Source organism: Rhodanobacter sp. 7MK24, assembly GCF_014842995.1.
GTDB lineage: Bacteria > Pseudomonadota > Gammaproteobacteria > Xanthomonadales > Rhodanobacteraceae > Rhodanobacter_A.
Genome location: NZ_JACYXL010000005.1, coordinates 12,665 through 30,730 on the forward strand (window position 1 = coordinate 12,665; position 18,066 = coordinate 30,730).

Annotated in this window: 13 protein-coding genes; 1 reads left to right on the plus strand and 12 read right to left on the minus strand. The window is 64.6% G+C overall.

Features of this window, described 5'->3' with window-relative positions:
• Positions 1-120: 120 nt before the first annotated feature.
• The 12 genes from IHE49_RS10260 to IHE49_RS10310 form a co-directional block, all read right to left on the minus strand.
• A complete protein-coding gene (locus IHE49_RS10260) occupies positions 121-1,341 on the minus strand; it encodes an EAL domain-containing response regulator (protein ID WP_192157533.1) in 1,221 nt (406 codons plus the stop codon).
• Positions 1,316-4,003 carry a response regulator gene (locus IHE49_RS10265; protein WP_343227571.1) on the minus strand — a complete coding sequence of 896 codons (2,688 nt, stop codon included), beginning with the start codon at positions 4,001-4,003 and terminating at the stop codon, positions 1,316-1,318. Before IHE49_RS10265 ends, IHE49_RS10260 begins: the two co-directional genes overlap by 26 nt.
• Positions 4,000-5,061, minus strand: a complete 1,062-nt coding sequence (gene cheB / locus IHE49_RS18465; protein WP_343227567.1) for a chemotaxis-specific protein-glutamate methyltransferase CheB — start codon at positions 5,059-5,061, stop codon at positions 4,000-4,002. The genes IHE49_RS10265 and cheB overlap by 4 nt, the downstream gene beginning before the upstream one ends.
• Entirely contained in the window at positions 5,058-7,385 is a 2,328-nt protein-coding gene (locus IHE49_RS10270) for a response regulator (protein ID WP_192157537.1), read from the minus strand. Before IHE49_RS10270 ends, cheB begins: the two co-directional genes overlap by 4 nt.
• Positions 7,386-7,391: 6 nt before the next feature.
• On the minus strand, positions 7,392-9,101 hold the full coding sequence (locus IHE49_RS10275) for a methyl-accepting chemotaxis protein (RefSeq protein WP_225578365.1): 1,710 nt from the start codon (positions 9,099-9,101) through the stop codon (positions 7,392-7,394).
• Between the two features lie 29 nt (positions 9,102-9,130).
• Positions 9,131-9,667: a chemotaxis protein CheW gene (locus tag IHE49_RS10280; RefSeq protein ID WP_192157539.1), complete on the minus strand. Its 537-nt coding sequence runs from the start codon at positions 9,665-9,667 to the stop codon at positions 9,131-9,133.
• Complete coding sequence (locus IHE49_RS10285; RefSeq protein ID WP_192157541.1) at positions 9,664-11,106, minus strand: protein-glutamate O-methyltransferase CheR; 1,443 nt, start codon at positions 11,104-11,106, stop codon at positions 9,664-9,666. The genes IHE49_RS10280 and IHE49_RS10285 overlap by 4 nt, the downstream gene beginning before the upstream one ends.
• Positions 11,084-11,554 carry a chemotaxis protein CheW gene (locus tag IHE49_RS10290; RefSeq protein ID WP_192157543.1) on the minus strand — a complete coding sequence of 157 codons (471 nt, stop codon included), beginning with the start codon at positions 11,552-11,554 and terminating at the stop codon, positions 11,084-11,086. The genes IHE49_RS10285 and IHE49_RS10290 overlap by 23 nt, the downstream gene beginning before the upstream one ends.
• Before the next feature lie 395 nt (positions 11,555-11,949).
• Positions 11,950-12,954 carry a cell division protein ZipA gene (gene zipA / locus IHE49_RS10295; protein WP_192157545.1) on the minus strand — a complete coding sequence of 335 codons (1,005 nt, stop codon included), beginning with the start codon at positions 12,952-12,954 and terminating at the stop codon, positions 11,950-11,952.
• Positions 12,955-13,035: 81 nt separating this feature from the next.
• Positions 13,036-16,545, minus strand: a complete 3,510-nt coding sequence (gene smc / locus IHE49_RS10300; RefSeq protein WP_192157547.1) for a chromosome segregation protein SMC — start codon at positions 16,543-16,545, stop codon at positions 13,036-13,038.
• Positions 16,546-16,688: 143 nt separating this feature from the next.
• A complete protein-coding gene (locus IHE49_RS10305) occupies positions 16,689-16,940 on the minus strand; it encodes a BolA family protein (RefSeq protein WP_192157549.1) in 252 nt (83 codons plus the stop codon).
• Entirely contained in the window at positions 16,937-17,236 is a 300-nt protein-coding gene (locus tag IHE49_RS10310; protein WP_192157551.1) for a YciI family protein, read from the minus strand. Before IHE49_RS10310 ends, IHE49_RS10305 begins: the two co-directional genes overlap by 4 nt.
• 137 nt (positions 17,237-17,373) lie before the next feature.
• Between IHE49_RS10310 and yidC the strand changes: the two genes are divergently transcribed.
• Complete coding sequence (gene yidC / locus IHE49_RS10315) at positions 17,374-18,009, plus strand: membrane protein insertase YidC (RefSeq protein ID WP_192157553.1); 636 nt, start codon at positions 17,374-17,376, stop codon at positions 18,007-18,009.
• Positions 18,010-18,066 lie beyond the last annotated feature (57 nt).

An 18,066-nucleotide genomic window follows, 5' to 3' on the forward strand; every position in this document is an offset into this window, starting at 1 on the left:
CTGCCCTAGATGGATGAGCCGCCGGCGGTGCTGCCAGAAACAGATTCGCCACTACCCTGCCCGGCAAGACGTCCTGTCGCGCTAGCCGACGTTGCTCGGCCTCGGGCGCCAGGTCGCAGCCTAATGTTCTCTTGCTTCGGAAGCAGGAGGAATCAAGGTACTTCGGCGGGTTTCCCATTCGGCCAGCCAACCGTCAACCTGATCTCCACGCATCGGCTTGGCGACCAGGTAGCCCTGCACCATGTCGCAGCCAGCCGCCCGCAGGAGATCCCAGTCCTCACGGTCTTCCACGCCTTCGGCGACCGTGCGCAAGCCCATGTCGCGCGCCAGGCTAAGGCTGGCTTCGAGGATGGCACGCAAAGAAGCGTTATGGCTCGCCCCATGGACAAAGCCGCGATCTATTTTCAGTTCGTCGAACGGCAGGTCACGCAATTGGGCCAGGGAGGAGTACCCGGTGCCGAAATCGTCGATGGAAAGTTTGACCTGCTTGAGGCGCAGCCTGCTCAGCACATCCAGTTGTACCTGGGGGTCATCCATCAACTGCGTCTCGGTGATCTCCAATACGAGATGGTGCATCGGCACCCCGGCAACGTGCGCTTGCTCAAGCAGGATTTCCGGGTAATCGAGCGACGAAACACTACCCAAAGGCACGTTTATAGCCAAATCGAATCGGTGGCCGGCGTCCAGCCAGTGCCGCAGATCATGCAGCGCCTTACGCGTCACCTCGACACTCAGCGGCCCCACCAGCCCGTGCTTCTCGGACATCGGAATGAAATGGCAGGGCATCACCAGGCCATCTCGCGGATGCTGCCAACGTGCGAGCACCTCCAAGCCAACCACCTTGCCGGTCGCCAGTTCCACTTTCGGCTGATAGTGGTTGCGCAATTCCCCTTGGGAGATGGCCCGCTGGAGTTCGGCCGGTGTATAGCGTGGCGCTGGAGTAGCCGAATCCGGCGAGGGAGACGCAGGATTGCCCGTAGCCAGCACTTGAAGCAGCGACTCCGTGGTCACCGGCTTGCCCAGGGTTCCAAGCACATGCAAGCCATGCGCACGGGCCAACTGCTCCACGGCCTGCCGCGTCCGGGGATTTTCACCACTGACCAGCACCAGACTGCCGGCGTACGCGAGGCGTACGAGATGGCGGACGAATTCCACGCCATCCATCCCGGGCATCTGCAAGTCGCAGAAGACGATCCCGATGTCCCGATCATGTTCCAGCAGATCCAGGGCGGCCTGCCCGCTGCTGTGACAGATCATCTCCACGTGCATCCCGACTGTCCGCAACTGAAGCGAAAGCAGTTTCAGGATAAAAGGGTCATCGTCTACCAGTAGGGCTTTCATCGCCGTTCCATCCGGAAACATTCGAATTTGCATCCAGGCGGGACTCCAGCTCATGCAGCTGTTCCCGCAGTTTCAGCAGCAGCTCCCCGGCTGCTGCTTCGAAGTTCGCGACGGCCCCTACCGTGACCGCCTTGTCACCAAGTAGCGAACTGTTCTCTAGTTCGGCGCAAATGTCACCTACTTGAAGAGCCCCGACGCTGCGCGACGAAGATTTGAGCCGATGCGCCATCGCACCCACTTCACCGAAATCATCTCCCGCCGCCGCCTTCCGGATAGCGGCCATTCCCGTCATCAGCGCGTCGAGGAAGTCCTTTAGCAACACGTACAACAGCGCCGGCTCGTCGCCGATCAAGTTCTTGAGCACATTGATGTCCAGTGTCGGTCGATCCTGCGCAGGCTCGGCCTGCTGAGGTTCGGCATCCTGGTGACCCTCCTTGGTCACGGGCGGCGGCAACCATTGCTCCAGCAATTTGCGTAACGCAGGCAGTTGCAGCGGCTTGGTCAGATAGTCGTCCATTCCCGCCGCGAGCGCACGGCTCGCTTCGCCGCGCAAGGCGTTTGCCGTCAGGGCAATGATCGGGGAATGGCTTTGCGGCGGCTCTTCGAGGCGAATGGCGGCAGCCAGCCCGTATCCGTCCAGCACCGGCATATGCAGGTCGGTGAGCAACATTGCATAGCGGCCGCGGCGCCAGAGCTCCAGCGCTTCGCGCCCGTTCTTGGCCAACTCGGCCGAGTAGCCCAGCAGGTTCAACTGCCGCAACAGCACTTTCTGGTTGGTGATGTCGTCTTCCGCTACCAGGATCAATTGTCCGCATGCGCGCGCCTGGGTGATGGTGGGTGCGCTGGCCTCGGGTTCCGGCTGGCTGGAAGAGCGCCATTGTTCCGTAGCGGGCGACGCCAGCCCCGCCGCGGCAGCCGCGGCATGCAGCAGCGAGCGCCGACGCAGCAGATTGCCGTCCATCGTCACCACGCCGGCGCTCACCAGACGCGCCACGCGGCGGCGCCCCTTCGACACCAGCAAGTGGTGCACGTTCGGCTGGGCATCGAACCGGTCCAGCCATGCCGCGCGGCCCGCCTCGTCGATGCCACCGTGCACGAGCACTATCGGTTTGGTCGCATCGGCGCAGATCCGTACCGCGTCCTCATCGTCCGTCACCACGGTTACCTGTGCTCCCGCGTACTGGAGGTAGCTGCGCAGGTCGTCCGCACGGGCGTTCTGGCCATCGACAATGACGTACTCCACTCCCGACAAATCAGGAACTCCCGGAGCAGCAGCACCGGCCACGGCTTCGAAGGGCAGATGGACGGTAAAGGTCGTGCCGATGCGCGGTATGCTGTCAACGAGGATTTCACCCTGCATCAAGTCGACCAGGCGCTTGCAGATGGCGAGGCCGAGACCGGTGCCACCGAAGCGCCGGGTGGTCGAGACCTCGGCCTGGCGGAACGACTCGAACAGGTGGGCGCGTGCCTCCCGGGGAATGCCAATACCGTTGTCGCTGACCTTGAAGGCGATCTGCAAGGGTTGCTGGCGGCTCACTTCCACGCGGATGTCGACGCGCCCCCGCCGCTCCCGCTCGCCGCTGCTGAACTTGATGGCATTGCCCACCAGGTTGTACATGATCTGGCGCAGGCGCACCGGATCGGCAAGGACCTGGGCCGGCCCCTCGGGCGAGACGAACACGAACAGATCCACGCCCTTGCGATCGGCCAGCGCGCTCAAGGTGTCGCAGACGGCTTCGGCCGTGTCGCACAGGCTGGTCGGCGTGAGCTCCAGCTCGAGCTTGCCGGCTTCGATCTTGGAGAAATCCAGCAAATCGTCGATCAGGTGCAGGAGTGCAAACGCGGATTCCTTCACCGTGCGTACGGCGTCAGTCTGATACTCGGACAACTTGCTGTGCGCCAGCACATCGACCATGCCCACGATGCCGTTCATGGGCGTGCGGATCTCGTGGCTCATGGTGGCCAGGAAAGCGGATTTCGCTTCGTTGGCGATTTCCGCCTGTTGCTTGGCGGCGGCCAGTTGCTTCTCCATGGCCTGGCGCTGGCGGATCTCTTCCTCAAGACGTTCGTTGACCGCAGAAAGGGCGATGTTGGCCTCGCGCAACTCCTCTTCCGAACGACGCAACTCGTCGTTTCGCTGGATGGCTGCTTCGTAGGTGGACAACAGCAGGTTGAGGATCTGCAGGCGATTGGACGTGATGAAGTGGCTGCGTCCCTTGAAGCTGATCTCGACCCCCATGTCGGCGCGATCGGACTGGCGAAGCCGGCGGTGCAACAGCACGAAATTCACGCGGTTGAGCAGGAAGGTATCGTCGTAAGGCTTCAGGATGAAGCTGTCGGCACCCGCTTCAAGACCGCTGAGAACGTCTTCCGGATTACTGAGCGTCGTGACCAGCAGAAACGGCACATCGTTCAGGTCGGCGTCCGACTTGACTGCGCGGCAAAGGCCGTAGCCATCCATTTCCGGCATGACGATGTCGCTGATGATCAAGTCCGGCTTGTGCCGTTTTGCCTCGGCCAACGCCAGACGGCCGTTTTGGCAGATAGTCACCCGGTAGCCCTGCTGTTCCAGCAGATACTGCAGGCTGAGGGCTTGGGTGGAGCTGTCTTCGGCGACCAGGATCTCGACTGCGTCGCCGCCACTAGCTTGCTTGCTGTTCACGGAAGCGCCTTGGGGTAGGAATGCGGTTGGACGACGCGTTGCAGGGCTTCGCCGATCCTGTCGAGTGGCAGGACCTGGCTGGCCGCTCCAAGCGCCACAGCTTCGCCGGGCATGCCGTAGATCACCGAAGTGGCCTTGTCTTGCACGAGGGTGATCGCGCCCGAGTCGCGCATCGCCAGGAGGCCCTGGGCTCCATCCTTCCCCATGCCTGTCAGCAGAACGCCCACGGCGTTGGGCCCGCATTGCCTGGCGATCGAATGGAACAGGGTATCCACGGCAGGTCGAAGTCCGTGTACCGGCGACGCTTTCTCGAGCCGCAGCCGACGATGCTCGCCCACGGTCAGATGGAAGTCGTCCGGTGCGAGGTAGGCATGGCCCGGGCGCGCCTCGATGCCGTGCGCTGCGATCTGCACACGCACTGCCGTGGTTTGCCCCAGCCATTCCGACAGGCCAGGCAGGAACCCGGCGCTGATGTGCTGGACTATCACGATCGGCACGGGGAAATCCTTGTCCAGCCGCCCCAAAACCGCCTGCAAGGCCGGCGGCCCTCCGGTGGAGGCACCGATGCCCACGAACTGGATGCGACTGGACGACGATGGGGGTTGCGACGCCTGTGCCTGCGGTTTGCGGGCCCAACGCCGCACCACCTTCACCTCCGACATCAGATGCAGGGTCTGCAGCAGTTCCCTGCCCAGACGCACAGCGTCGGGATGACTGTCGCCGACCGGCTTTTCCACCAAGGCCACGGCGCCAGCATCATAGGCGTGGAAGGCGGTTGCCACGGCATAAACGTCGGTCACCGCCGAACACATCACGATCGGAACGGGCTGGGTCTCCATGATGCGGCGTGTCGCCTCAAATCCGTCCATGCCGTCCATCTGAATGTCCATCAGCACTACATCCGGCGGATTGGCCTGCACGAAGGCCACCGCCTGGTCGCCTCTCCCGACGGCCCCAGCCACGCGCAACGCAGGATCCTGTTCGATCAGGTGCACCAGCAGCATCCGGATGACTTCCGAGTCGTCTACCACGAGGACGCTGATGCGATTTCTGTTCACGAGGATTCCCGGGCACCGGCCAGCCGGCGCACTGCCTCCAGCAATTCACGTTGATCGAAGCTGCCTTTGGCGATATAGGCATTTGCGCCCACGTCGATACCGCGCTCGCGATCCTCGCGCCGGGACAACGCGGTGACCAGCACGACCGGGAGATCGGCAAGCTTGTGGTCGGCGCGTATGCGCAAGGTCAGGTCGAAGCCGTTCAACCGCGGCATCTCGATGTCGGAAACCAACAGGTCGAACGATTCGCTGCGCAATGCCGTGAAGGCCTCGATACCGTCGGCCACCGCCCTCACCTTGCAGCCGGCGGACTCCAGGATGCCCTTCAATAGCAGTCTGGAGGTGATCGAATCCTCGGCAAGCAGCACGCGTTGTGCAAGCGGCCTGCCGCCTTCCTTTGCCTCCGGCCGTACCGGAGCCTGCACGGCAGTGTGCCTGGCAGACTTGAGCAGGTCGGCCACGTTGAGAATCGGTACCGGCTTGCCCGAGGCCAGCACGGTAGCCCCGGCGATATTGCGCACACGCACCAGCGGTCGCCGCAGGCGCTTGACCAGGACCTCCCCCTCGTGCAGCACCTCGTCAACAACCAGGGCCACACGCTGGTGCCCTGCGCCCAGAAGCACGACGGTCATGGGATCGGCTGCCGATTGAAAGGCAGGCATCTCGAGCAATTGGTGCAAACGGGCAAGTGCGACGACTTGCCCGTCGATTGTCAGCGTTTCGCGCTGGCCAACGGTTTTCGAGCTGGCACGCGGCACCTGGATCACCCGCTCGACATGTGCGCTGGGGAGGACAAATACCTGGTTGCACGCCTCCACGAACAAGCCGCGCAGCATGGCCATGCTCTGTGGCAACAGTATCCGGAAGCGCGCACCGCAGGGCTCGCGGTTCTCCACCTCGACTCGCCCACCCAGTCGTTCGACCTGCTCGCGCACGATGGCGAGTCCCAGCCCGCGCCCGGAAATTTCGGTGATGATCGGACTGGTGGACACGTCGGAACGGAAGGCCAGTTCCAGGGCCTGTGCGTCATTGAGCTCTCTGGCGGCATCCTCACCCAGCACGCCGGAGCGCAGCGCCGCCTTGCGCAGCCGCTGCGGATCGAGGCCGGCACCGTCATCCGCGATTTCAATGCTTATCTGATTGCCATGCAGTAGACGAGCCTGCACCTGCAAGGTCGCGCGAGGCGGTTTGCCGGCAGCCTGTCGCTTCGCCGGCAGCTCGACGCCATGGTCCAAGGCATTGCGCACCAGATGCACCAGCGGATCGCGCAGCAACTCGACCATGCGCTTGTCCAGTTGCACATCCTCACCCGAAATCTGCAGGTCGACCTGCTTGTCCTGGTCACGCGCGAGGTCGCGCACCAGCTTGGGCAAAGCCTCGGAGAGCGCCGAAAACGGCAGCATCCGCAAGGTCTTCGAATCGTCCAGCAACTCGTCGATTTGCTTGCCGGCAAAGTGGCTGTCGCGCGCGGCCGATCGCGCGATGGCGCGAACGTCACCTTCCAGGGAGCGCTGATGGCCGTAATTCCATTCCAGGAATTCCAGCGCCCTGGTTACCGATTCCAGCTCGATCCGGGTGCCGGGATCACTCGTGGCAACCAGACTCCGCAGCCGGCGCAGTGCCGGCTGCGCTGCCAGCCAGTGCTTGGACCATAGACCAAAGCGCAACTCCAGCAGCCGCAGTTCTTCAGTGCGCTCGGCTCCCGCCTGTTTGACCGTCAGCAGTTCTTCCGCCGCGAGCAGGACCCGATCCAGACGCGGTGTCTGGACGCGGACAGTACTGGTCACCTCACGCACCAGCACCGGCACCGCGCCGGTATCGGCATCGGGCACGGCAGGCGGCTGATCGACGGCTTCCTCGGCAGAAGACTCGGGCTCGTGCAGGCTCTCCGGCTCGCATTCGACCGCAGCCTCGCCCCGGGCGATCGCCTCCAACTGGGTCAGCATCGCGGCAATGGCATCGGGCGAGAGGTTCGGTACCGTGCCGCCACCAGCATCCACATCGGCACTGACCATGTCGAATGCCCGGTGCAGCACATCGAAATTGCCGGCCGGCAGCACCCGACCGCGCCGCTTGCACAGCGCGAAGATTTCCTCGAGCGTCTGGCAAAGCTTTTCTATCCGCGGGAAGCCTGCAGCGCGCGCCGCCCCTTTGAGACTGTGCGTGTGCCGGAACACGGCTTCCACGTGCTGTCCGCGTTCGACTGGTGAACCGCCCTTTTCCAATGCCACCAGGCCGGTGCCGATAGCGAGCAGGTGGTCACGCGCCTCCGTCAGGAAGACGGCTCGCAGGCGTTGCAGGAATTCGGCGTCGCGTTCGTTCATTGCCGGCTAGAGGCGGTAGCCGGCGGCAAGTTGCTTGAGCTTCTCGCCAAGCAGTTTGATGCCGTGCGCCGCCGCTTCCATCTGCTTGGCACTGTCCACATTCTGGTTGCTCGCCAGCTTGATGCTTTCCATCGCCGTGGCTACCTGGTCTACACCGACCAGCTGTTGCTGACTGGATGCGGCGATCTGCACGGCTGCCTGGGAAGCTTCGCTGACGCTGCCGGTGAGCGCCTGGATGGACTGACCCGCCTGCGTGGACTGGCGTACGCCTTCGGCTACGGCGTGGCTGCCCTGCTCGGTCGCCAGTACCGCCGCGCTCGTGGCCTGCTGGATGTCGCCGAGAATGCTGCGCACCTGTGCCGTGGCCTGGCGCGACTGCTCGGCCAAGCTTTTGACCTCCTGCGCAACCACGGCAAAACCCTTGCCGTGCTCGCCGGCCTTGGCCGCTTCGATCGAGGCGTTTACGGCCAGCAGCTTGGACTGTCCGGTCAGATCATCGACGGTAGCCACGATCTGGCCGACCGCCTGGCTCTGCTCGCTGAGCCGCACCATGCTTTCAGCGATCAGTTCCATCTGCTGCTGGATTCGCGCCATTCCGACTGCGGTGTCATCCGTAGCCTTGCGCCCTTCCTCCGAGATGGAGGCCACCCGCAAGGCGGAATCGGAGACTGCCCGGGCCTTCTCGCTGGACATCTGCGCGGTCTGCCGGACCTCCTCCACCGTAGTCGTGGTTTCGCTGACGGCGACGGCGGTCTGGGTGGCGCTGGCGGCGAGTTCGCTGGTCGAGGTCGAAATTTCACTCGCCGAGCTGCTCAGCACATTGATGCCTTCGTGGAGATCCGCCGTCAGGTTGCGCAGGTTCTGGATCATCGACGCGAACGCCTTGCCCAGTACGTCGTGCTCGGATTGCGGCTCGATGCTGACGCGAAGATCGCCCTCGGAGATGCTGTGCGCTATCCCGGCCATCTGCCGCAGCGAGCGGCTCATGCGCCCGAAGGCCTGATGCAACAGTCCGACTTCGTCGCTGCGGCCCAGCGATAGTTCTTCGGAAGGAAGATCGCCGATCGCGATCCGTTCGGCTGCCGTCGTCAGCGAACGCAGCGGGCCAGCGATCGTACGGGTCAGCAACCAGCCAATCGCTATCGCCGCCAATAACGCCAGCACGCCCACGACGGCGAAGGTGCTGCGGGCACTCGAGGCCTGCTGCGTACCGAGAGTCAAGGCGCGGTCCGAAAGTTTTTCAGCAAGGTCCCGCATGGCGAGGTAACGGCTGTTCTGTTCCCCCAGCGAGGTAGCGCGCGCTGCCTCGACCTGGCCTTTGCGGAGCAGGTCGAGGACCTGGCCATCGCGAACCTGCGCATATACCGCATATTGGTCGGCGAACTGGGCGATCATCGTCTCCAGTTCCGGTTCCATCTGCGTGAGGTTGCGCATGCCTTGCAGGTAGGCGGCTGCGGATCTGCCGTTTTTTCCAGCCTCGTCGAACAGATTGTTGCGCGTGGTCGCATCGCTAATGGAGAGCAGCGTCAGGACGACGGCGCGATCGTCATTGAGCGACGCCTCCAATGCGTTCGCCTCCACCGCTACATTGCGGCTTTGCGTAATTTCCTCCATGGCGTGCTGGGCCATGACGCCCAACAGCACGAGCAGCGCTACGATAAGCCCGAGGCCGAGCACCATCTTGGTGCCGGTCTTGAGGTTGTTGAACCCGTTCATGGCAACCCCCTACTGATGCCTATGGTTGTTTACGAACTCACGTCCTCATCTATGACAAGACGCGGATCGTTGAGGATGGCGTCTGTGTCCAGTATCACCAGCCGTTCCGGCGTGACTCCCACGATATATTCCGCTGCGACTCCCCCCACGGTCGACGGCGCCGGCTGGATGCGGCTCTTGCCGATGGCCGAGACACCTTCGACCGTGTCAGCCAGCAGCCCGATTTCCACCTCGTCCCTGCGCAGCAGCACAATCCTGTGCAGGTCGGTGATGCCTGGTTCGGGCAGACCGAAAAACTGCTTCAGGTCGATCACCGCCACCAGCCGCCCTCGCAGGTTGACCAGGCCGCGAAGGAACGATGGCGTGCAAGGCAGCGGCGTGAGATCCCTGAGCGGCTGCACGTCGTTCACCTGACTGGCCAGGAGGGCGTAACGCTCGTGGGCAAGAGTGAACTCGAGCACCTCGATCTGCTCCTCGAGCGGCTTGTCGGAGGGCCGTTGCGCCAGCCGTCGCGCACGTTCGCGCAAGATGACATGAGAGGCGTCGAGGCCATCGGACGAGTTCATGCATGGTCTCCCACGACCATCAAGTCCCTGACCAGGGCGGTCAGTTGCCGCACGCTAATGCCCTCGGCATGTTCGGGGTAGGCGTCCGGGGGCAGCCGTTCAAGCAAGGCCAGGACATTGCGATAGTGGCGTGCCGCATGCTTCTCCCGTCCGCGGGTGCGCTCCAGATTGGCAAGCGCCAGGCCGGCCATTACGCCATCGGGTGCCAGGTACAGGCTGCGCTCGAATGCGGCGCCGGCCTCGGGCACGTTGCCCGTCTCGGCAAGAATCATCCCTCTCAGATAATGGGCCGCCGGGTCCAGTTTTTCGGCGGCTATCCAGCGATCGCACCAGACCAGCGCTTCGTCCATGCGGCGCTGGTCGGCCAACGTCCTTGCCCATGCGGCGGTTGCCTCCGCGGAAAGTACCGTTTCCTTCGCCTTTGGGGGAGGCGGCCGCCGCTTGGGAGCAGATGGCGGCGTCGCTGGTTTAGGAAAACCGGACGACACTTCATGCGTTGCGTAAACCCGTGCCGGAAGCGTCTTGGCCGGTGTCACCTCCGTTGCGCCCTCGTCTTTTGGAGCAACTCCGCGGCGATACTGCACTTGGCCTTTCTGGTAAAAGATCGCGCCGTCGCAATGGACTGCACGAAAGCCGGCAAACAGGGTCTGCGAGGCCTCGCACGGCGCGACTGCCAGCCAGCCATCCTCGCGCAAGGCCCCATGCAGTGCCTCGACTACCTTCGATGCCTGCGCCGGCGTGAAGTACATGAGGACGTTGCGGCAGAGAATCAGGTCGAAGCCGCCATCACGCATGCTGGCCAGCGCGGCCTCGTCAGCGAGGTTCAAGGGTGCAAAGCGGACGATGCGCCGGATCGCAGGCGACAGTATGTAGCGCCCCCCTGCCAGCTGACGGAAATGCCGGGCGCGGAAATCCGGCGATGTTCCACGAAACGACCACTGGCCATACACCCCTTCCGCAGCCTTGCGCAGGAAGCGCGGATTGACGTCGGTACCAAGGAGATTGATTTGCCAGCTGCCGATGTCCGGCAACAGTTGACGCAGCAGGATGCCGATCGAATAGGTTTCTTCACCGGTACAGCAGGCGGCGCTCCAGATACGCAGCTGCCGGCTGTCCATGCGGCGCCGCTCCTCAATGAGCGCAGGCAGGACATGGGTCGAAAGTGCGGCGAACGCTTCCTGGTCGCGGAAGAAATAGGTCTCCCCGATGGTGAGGTGACTGGCCAGGGTTTCCACGCCTGCGGCGTCGAGCTTTTCCGACAGCAGCAGCTGTGCGCATGCCTCCACATCGGAAAGGCCGAGTTCGCTTGCCGCTCCCCTGAGCGAGCGCTTCAGATCCGACAATTTCTCGCCCTGCAGGTGCAGCCCGAAGAGCCGCTCCACGACCGAGCCGACCCTTTCCCAAAGAACGGTTGACTCACTGCCCGGCACGTCGGGCATCCAAGGCACTGGCCAGCGCCTTCATGTCGTGGACATCGAGGAATTGCTGTGGGTCGTCGATCAGCAACAGGCCGTCCGGCGTTTTCACCAGGCCCCGCACCTGGGCAACGCCCTGGATCAGTGCCTCCCCCGGCACGAAATCCCCGCTATCGACCGCGGTCACGCCTTCTGCTTCGCTGACCGGAAGTACGAACAACTGCTGCGGTAACGCCAGTACCACGAAGGCGTCCGCAGGACTGATTGGACGCGGTGGCAAACCCAGCCGCAGCCTCAGGTCGATCACCACGGCCACGTGGCCGTGCAGGTTGACCACGCCCAACACGGCCATCGGCGCCCCGGGCAAGGGAGTGACCTCACAGGCGTGTTCCACGCGCTCGACCGCGGCCAGCGACACGCCCAGTCGCAGCAGGTCCAGTTTGAACACAAGCAGGGAAACCGGTGCCGTCATATCGGATGGCCACCACGTTTGCAGAATGATTCCGACCTGCGGCGGTCCATGCACGTTGATTCGCTGCAAGCGACTGCCATACCCCTAGAGCCCGGCAACCATAGCGCGATTAAACGCCGTTTGCCATTACGCATCTTGGCCATTATCGGCAGCACAGTGAGCGGGCTTGAATCGATCGGCTTGAATAGCGATGCACAGGCAAGCCTGATTGCTGCCTACATCACTCGCACGTCACCTGTGCCTGGCCGCTCTTCGAACGGCAATGACCGGGCCGTCGAGGAACTGGATCTCTCCCATATCGGACGCGGCCACAATCCAGCCGTCGATGGCCTACTCGCCTTGATCGACAGCGCCGAAAGCTTCCGGCGGTGCACGATTGTGAAAGCCGCGGACGCTCAGCGTCTGAAATGGATTTCCTCGCCTTGGCGGTCGCGGTCCCAGCCACGCAGCTCGTCGCGGATGTGGGCGATGCGCTGGCGACCGAGCGCGTTGCGTTCTTCGTCCAGCACCTGCCCGTCCAGCAACTCGGCAAGGCGCTGCGCGGTGGGCAGCATGGTGTCCCATGCGTCGAGCGCGGGCAGCGGCGCGGGCAAGGTCATAAAGAAGCTGAGGCCGGGCGTGCGCAGTACGTCGAGTCTGGACAGATCGAAGCTGCCCGGCTTGAGCATGTTGGCGACGCTGAAGATCGGACCAAGCTCGCGCTTGCCGTCGGCGAGCCGATGGTAGATGCCCATGTCGCCAAACTCGAGGCCTGCCTTCTCGGCGGCCACGATCAGATCGGGGCCGTGGAAACTGGAGCCTTCGCGCGCCACCACGAACAGGGTGACGATGCGTTCCACCGGCATCTGCGCAGGACGACGACCGAGGTCGGAGCGCGGCGGCGGCCGGTTCGGCTGTGGCGCGGAAACGGGCGCAGCGCCCGCGGGAGCCGACGCCGGCGTCGCCGGAGCGCTGCCGGCCGGCGCGGCGGCCGGTTCGGCCGAGGCCGACGGCGCACGCAATGCATCCACGATGGCGGCAGCCTGCCCGGCCAGCTTGCTGCGCGACACACCGGTGCTGCGTTCGCCCGAAAGCGTGGCGCCGAGGCGTTCCAGTTCTTCGCGCAGACCTACATCGAGCTCGCCCTGCTTCGGCGGCACCGCGTTTTCGTCGAAACGCAGTTCATCGGTGGCGCTGAAGGAAAGCCCGTCGGCGTCGCCGCGCTCGCCCAGCGTGGGTTCGCGGCGTTCGCCGCCCGTGTTGTTCGGCACCGGTCCTGGCGGCATGCGCCGCTTGCCCTGCTGTTCCTTCTTCGGCTGGCCAAACAGCCAGACCAGGGCGAGCACGACCAGGCCAACGATGAACATCGGTATGCCGACAGCCGGGTTCCAGCCAAGGGCAAGCACGGGTTGCAGCGTCATCATCGGTTCCTCATCGGTTCGTTCGCCGCGGGTGGCGAACGCACTTCCTCAGTTCAATCACGCGGGCATCGCAGGCGGCACTCACGCGGTGCCCGCCAGTTTAGCCGCTTCGGCCAGGTCCACCTGCACCAGGCGCGATACGCCGGGCTCGCGCATGGTCACGCCGCAGAGCTGGCTGGCGGCTTCCATGGTGGCCTTGTTGTGGCTGATGAAGATGAACTGCACCCGCTCGCTCATCTCGCGCACCATGCTGGAGAAGCGGCCCACGTTGGCTTCGTCCAGCGGCGCATCCACCTCGTCGAGCAGGCAGAATGGCGCGGGGTTGAGGTTGAAGATGGCGAATACGAGGGCCACCGCGGTGAGCGCCTTCTCGCCGCCGGAGAGCAGCGAGATGTTGGACGGGCGCTTGCCGGGTGGCCGCGCCATGATCGCCACGCCGGTGTCGAGCAGGTCGTCGCCGGTGAGTTCGAGGTAGGCATGGCCACCGCCGAACAGGCGCGGGAACAACTCCTGCACGCCGGCGTTGACCTTGTCGAAGGTCTCCTTGAAGCGCGCACGCGTCTCGCGGTCGATCTTCTTGATCGCGCCTTCCAGCGTCTCCATCGCGCTGGTGAGGTCGCTGAGCTGGTTGTCGAGATAGGTCTTGCGCTCGCTCTGTTCGGCGTGCTGCTGGATCGCGGCGAGGTTCACCGGTTCGAGGCGAACGATCTTCTGTGCGAGCTCGGCCAGTTGCTGTTTCCACTCCGAGGCATCCACGTTCTCCGCCAGTTCGGCGAGCAGGGTTTCCAGCTCCAGGCCGGAAGCCGCGATGGCTTCGGCCAGCTGCTCGGCGCGCAACTGCAAGGCCTGCGCGGCGAGGCGCTTTTCGGAAAGGTTTTCGCGCAGGTTGGCGAGGCTCTGTTCGGCAAGGTGCCGGCGCTGTTCCAACTGGCGGAAAGCGATATCGCATTCCTCCAGCGAACGGCGCGCCTCCACCAACTGCTTGTCCACCAGCAGACGCTGGTCGAGATAGGTCTGCCGCTCGGCTTCGAGCTCGGCGATGGGGTCGGATCCCGCGGCGAGCTGTTCGGCGATCTCGCCTCGACGCGCTTCGATCTGGCGCAACTGGTTCTCCATGCGCGCCAGTGCCTGTTCCAGCGAGGCCAGCGAGGAACGCTTGGATTCCAGCGACAGCGCCAGCGCGTGAGCCTGGTCGGCGGCCTCGCGCGCGTTCATGCGCGCTTCCTCGCGGGCCTCCAGCAGGGCACGGCGTTCGTTCTCCAGTTCGCGGCGCTGGTCCTCGAGGTCGCCCATATGGCCGACCGACTCGTCCAGCCGCGCGCGTGCCTCGCGGGTCTGCGTCTGCAGCTCGTCAAGCTGCTCTATCAACGTTGCCAGTTCACCGGCCACTTTCTCGCCGCGGGCGCGGGCGGTTTCCAGCTTGCCGCGATGGCTTTGCAGCTGACCGGCGAGTTCCGACTGGCGGCGATGCGCGTTGTACAGCTCGCGCTGGGTGTCGTCGCGGGCGCGTTCGGCCTCGAATTTGCGGGTGCGCTGGTCGTCGAGCTGGGCGGTGCATTCCTCGATGCGCGCTTCCAGCGCGGCGACCTGTTCGGCCAGCGTGCGGATCTCGCGCTCGCGCGCCAGCACGCCCACCTGGTTGCCTTGCGCGCGGCGTACGCGTGCCCAACCCGGGCCCAGCCACTCGCCACCACGGGTGATCACCGACTGGTACGGCGCCAGCGCGGACAGGCCGGCAACGCGCTGGTGCGCCTCGTCCAGCGTCTCGGCAATAAGCACGTGACCGAGGATGGCGATGGCCGCCGCCGGGCCTCGCACGTGCGCGGCCAACGTGCCGGCAGTGTTGGCACTGCCCTCGGCGGCATCGAGCAGTGCGACATCGGCGTTTTCCAGCGCACTGAAGTCCGCGGCCAACGCGTGTGCGCCTTCGACCAGCACGCTGTCGATGAAGCCGGAGAGCACGGTTTCCACCGCGGTTTCCCAGCCGGCTTCCACCTGCAGCGTCTCGCCGAGGCGTGGCGACTTGTCCAGGCCCAGCCGCGTCAGCCATTGGCTGGCTGCGTTTTCTTCCTGGCCCAGCGCAGCGTGCTGCAGGGCTTCCAGCGAGGAGTGCCGGCCACGCGCCGTCTGCAGCTGAGAGCGCGACTCGTTGAGCGCCGACTGCAGCTGGAGTTCCTCTTCCAGCACCTTCTCGTGATTGCTCTTGTGCTGGTCGAGCAGGCTGCCCAGCGATTCCACCTTCTCGCGCTGGGTGTCGTGCTCCAGATACATCTGCTCGGCGGCAGCGTCCAGCGCGACGAGGTCGGTGGCCTTCTGTTCGGCTTCCAGCGCTTCACGGCGCCTGGCGAGATCGATGGCCTGGCGATCGAGATAGTTGAGCTTGGTGCGCTCCACTTCGGCCGCACGGTTGGATTCGCCGGCGGTACGGGTGTGTGTGTCCCAGCGCTGCTGCCAGTCGGCAAGCTTGGTTTCGGCGCTGCGTTGGGCCTCGGCAGTGTCGTCCTGCATCTGCTGCAGGGCTTCGAGCCTGGGTTCGCCTTCGGCCAGCGCCATGCGCAGCGTTTCGACCTGTGCACGGTCGCCGGCGATGTGCTCGGCCAGCTCGTTGTGTTCGCGCTCGGCCTCGCCCTGCGCGCGCTGCAGGCGCTCCGCGGTTTCGCGGTTGTGGCGTACCTGCTGTTCGACGCGGGCGATTTCGGCGCCGACCTTGTAGACCTCGGCCTGCACCGAGCCCAGGTGCTCGCCGGCATCGGTGTGGCGTTCGCGCACGGCCTCGATCTGCGCCTCGATTTCGCGCTGGCCGGCCAGCTGCTTCTCGATCTCGATTTCGGCGGCGGACAGCCCGGCCCCTTCGCCATCGTGCTGGCCCTTCAGCGCGCGGTATTCCAGCGCGCGCAGCTCGGCCTGCTTGCGGGTTTCCTCTTCCTTGTAGGCCTTCCAGCGCTCGGCGGCGCGAGCCTGGCGGTTGAGTTGTTCGAGCTGCTTGTCCACCTCGTCGCGTACGTCCTTCACGCGATCGAGGTTCTCGCGGGTGGCTTTGATGCGGCTCTCGGTTTCCTTGCGGCGTTCCTTGTACTTGGAGATGCCGGCGGCTTCCTCCAGGTGCGTGCGTAGTTCCTCCGGGTGCGCCTCGATGATCTGCGAGATCATGCCCTGCTCGATGATCGAGTAGCTGCGCGGACCCAGGCCGGTGCCGAGGAACAGGTCGGTGATGTCGCGGCGGCGGCAGCGCGCACCGTTGAGGAAATAGGCGGACTGGCCGTCGCGCGTCACCTGGCGCTTCACCGAGATCTCGGCGTACTGGCCGTACTCCCCCTGCACCGTACCGTCCGCGTTGTCGAAGATCAGCTCGACGGTTGCCTGACCCACCGGCTTGCGCGAGGTGGAGCCGGAGAAGATCACGTCGGTGAGCGAATCGCCGCGCAGGCGGCTGGCCGCGCTCTCGCCCATCACCCAGCGGATCGCGTCGATGATGTTGGACTTGCCGCAGCCGTTCGGTCCCACCACGCCGGTCATGTTGGCCGGAAGATGCAGGGTGGTCGGATCGACGAAGGATTTGAAGCCGGCGAGTTTGATCGTGGTCAGGCGCATGCGGTCATCGCAGGGAAATCGGAGGGCGCCCAAAGGGCTGGGCGACAGGGCACTGTGCCAAAGGAGGGGCGGTGCCGCAACGCATTTCTACATGATGTTTCACTGAAGAAATGTGTTGTATCGTATTGTTTATTAATTATTTTCTACTTAGCATCTATAGACAGTGCGTGGATGCCGCGGTTCATCAGGTCATCGAGCGTGGCATAGATCATCCGATGGCGCTTGATCGGCAGCACGCCGGCGAATGCGGAGCTGACGATGCGCACGTGGAAATGCCCCTTGCCTTCCCCTGCGTGGCCGCGGTGCAGATGGCTCTCGTCCACCACCTCCAGCTCGGTGGGCGAGAACGCGGCCGCAAGGCGGACGCGGATCTGCTCGGCCATCGCTTCGCTCATGGCAGGGTCTTGCGGAACGGCTTGACGCTCACTTCGGCGTAGACACCGGCAGCCACGTAGGGATCAGCGCCCGCCCAGGCCTCGGCGTCCGCCAGCGAGGCGAACTCAGCCACGATCATGCTGCCGGTGAAGCCGGCCGGACCGGGATTCTCCGACTCGATCGCCGGGAACGGACCGGCCAGCAACAGGCGCCCTTCTTCCTGCATCTTGTTCAGCCGTTCCAGGTGCTCGGGGCGGGCGGCGAGGCGCTTGTCCAGCGAACCGGGATGATCCTGGGCGATGATCGCGAACCACATGGGCAAGGCTCCGTTGCAAGTCGAAACCGCAATTTTACCCGACTGTGCCGCCAGTCATGTGCATTGCCCGCTTGAAGCGGACGTGGCGATGCCCACTTTGCGTGTCGTCATCAACGACGTGTTGGGGAGAGCGTTACATGTGGACGATGTTCGTGAACGGGATCGTCGCGCTGCTGGGCCATCTGGCGGCAGGGCTAGACGGCAGCTATGGCCTTGCGGTGATCGCACTCGCGCTGGCCGTACGGCTTGCGCTGCTGCCGATGACCCTGCATGCCGCCGAACAGGGCTGGTTGCGCCAGCGCAGACTGGCCACGTTGAAGCCCCAGTTGGAACGCCTGCGCGAGCACCATGCGAAGAACCCCGCGGCGCATGCAGCCGCCATGCAATCGCTTTACCGCGAACACGGTATAACCAGCGGACTCGGCAGCGGCTTGCTCACCGCGCTGGTGCAGGCGCCGATGAGCGCGGGCATCTATGCGGCGATCCGCCAGGGCATGACCAGCATGGGTTCCTTCCTCTGGATACCGAAACTGGCGCGGCCCGACCTGTGGCTGGCGCTGTCGGTGGCAATGCTGGGCATGGCCGCGATGCTGCTCAATCCCATGCTGCCCGAGCAGGCACGCACCCTGCTGCACTGGCTGCCGGTGGCGATCTCGTTCTTCATGGTGTGGCACGTGGCCGCCGGGCTGGGCCTGTACTGGCTGGGCTCGGGCAGCGTGACCGTGCTGCAGAACCTGCTGCTGCGGCAACGCGTCCGACGCCTGCCAGCCTGAAACGCACAAGGCCCGCGAGGCGACTCGCGGGCCTTGTTGCCATATCCCGGCGGAGAG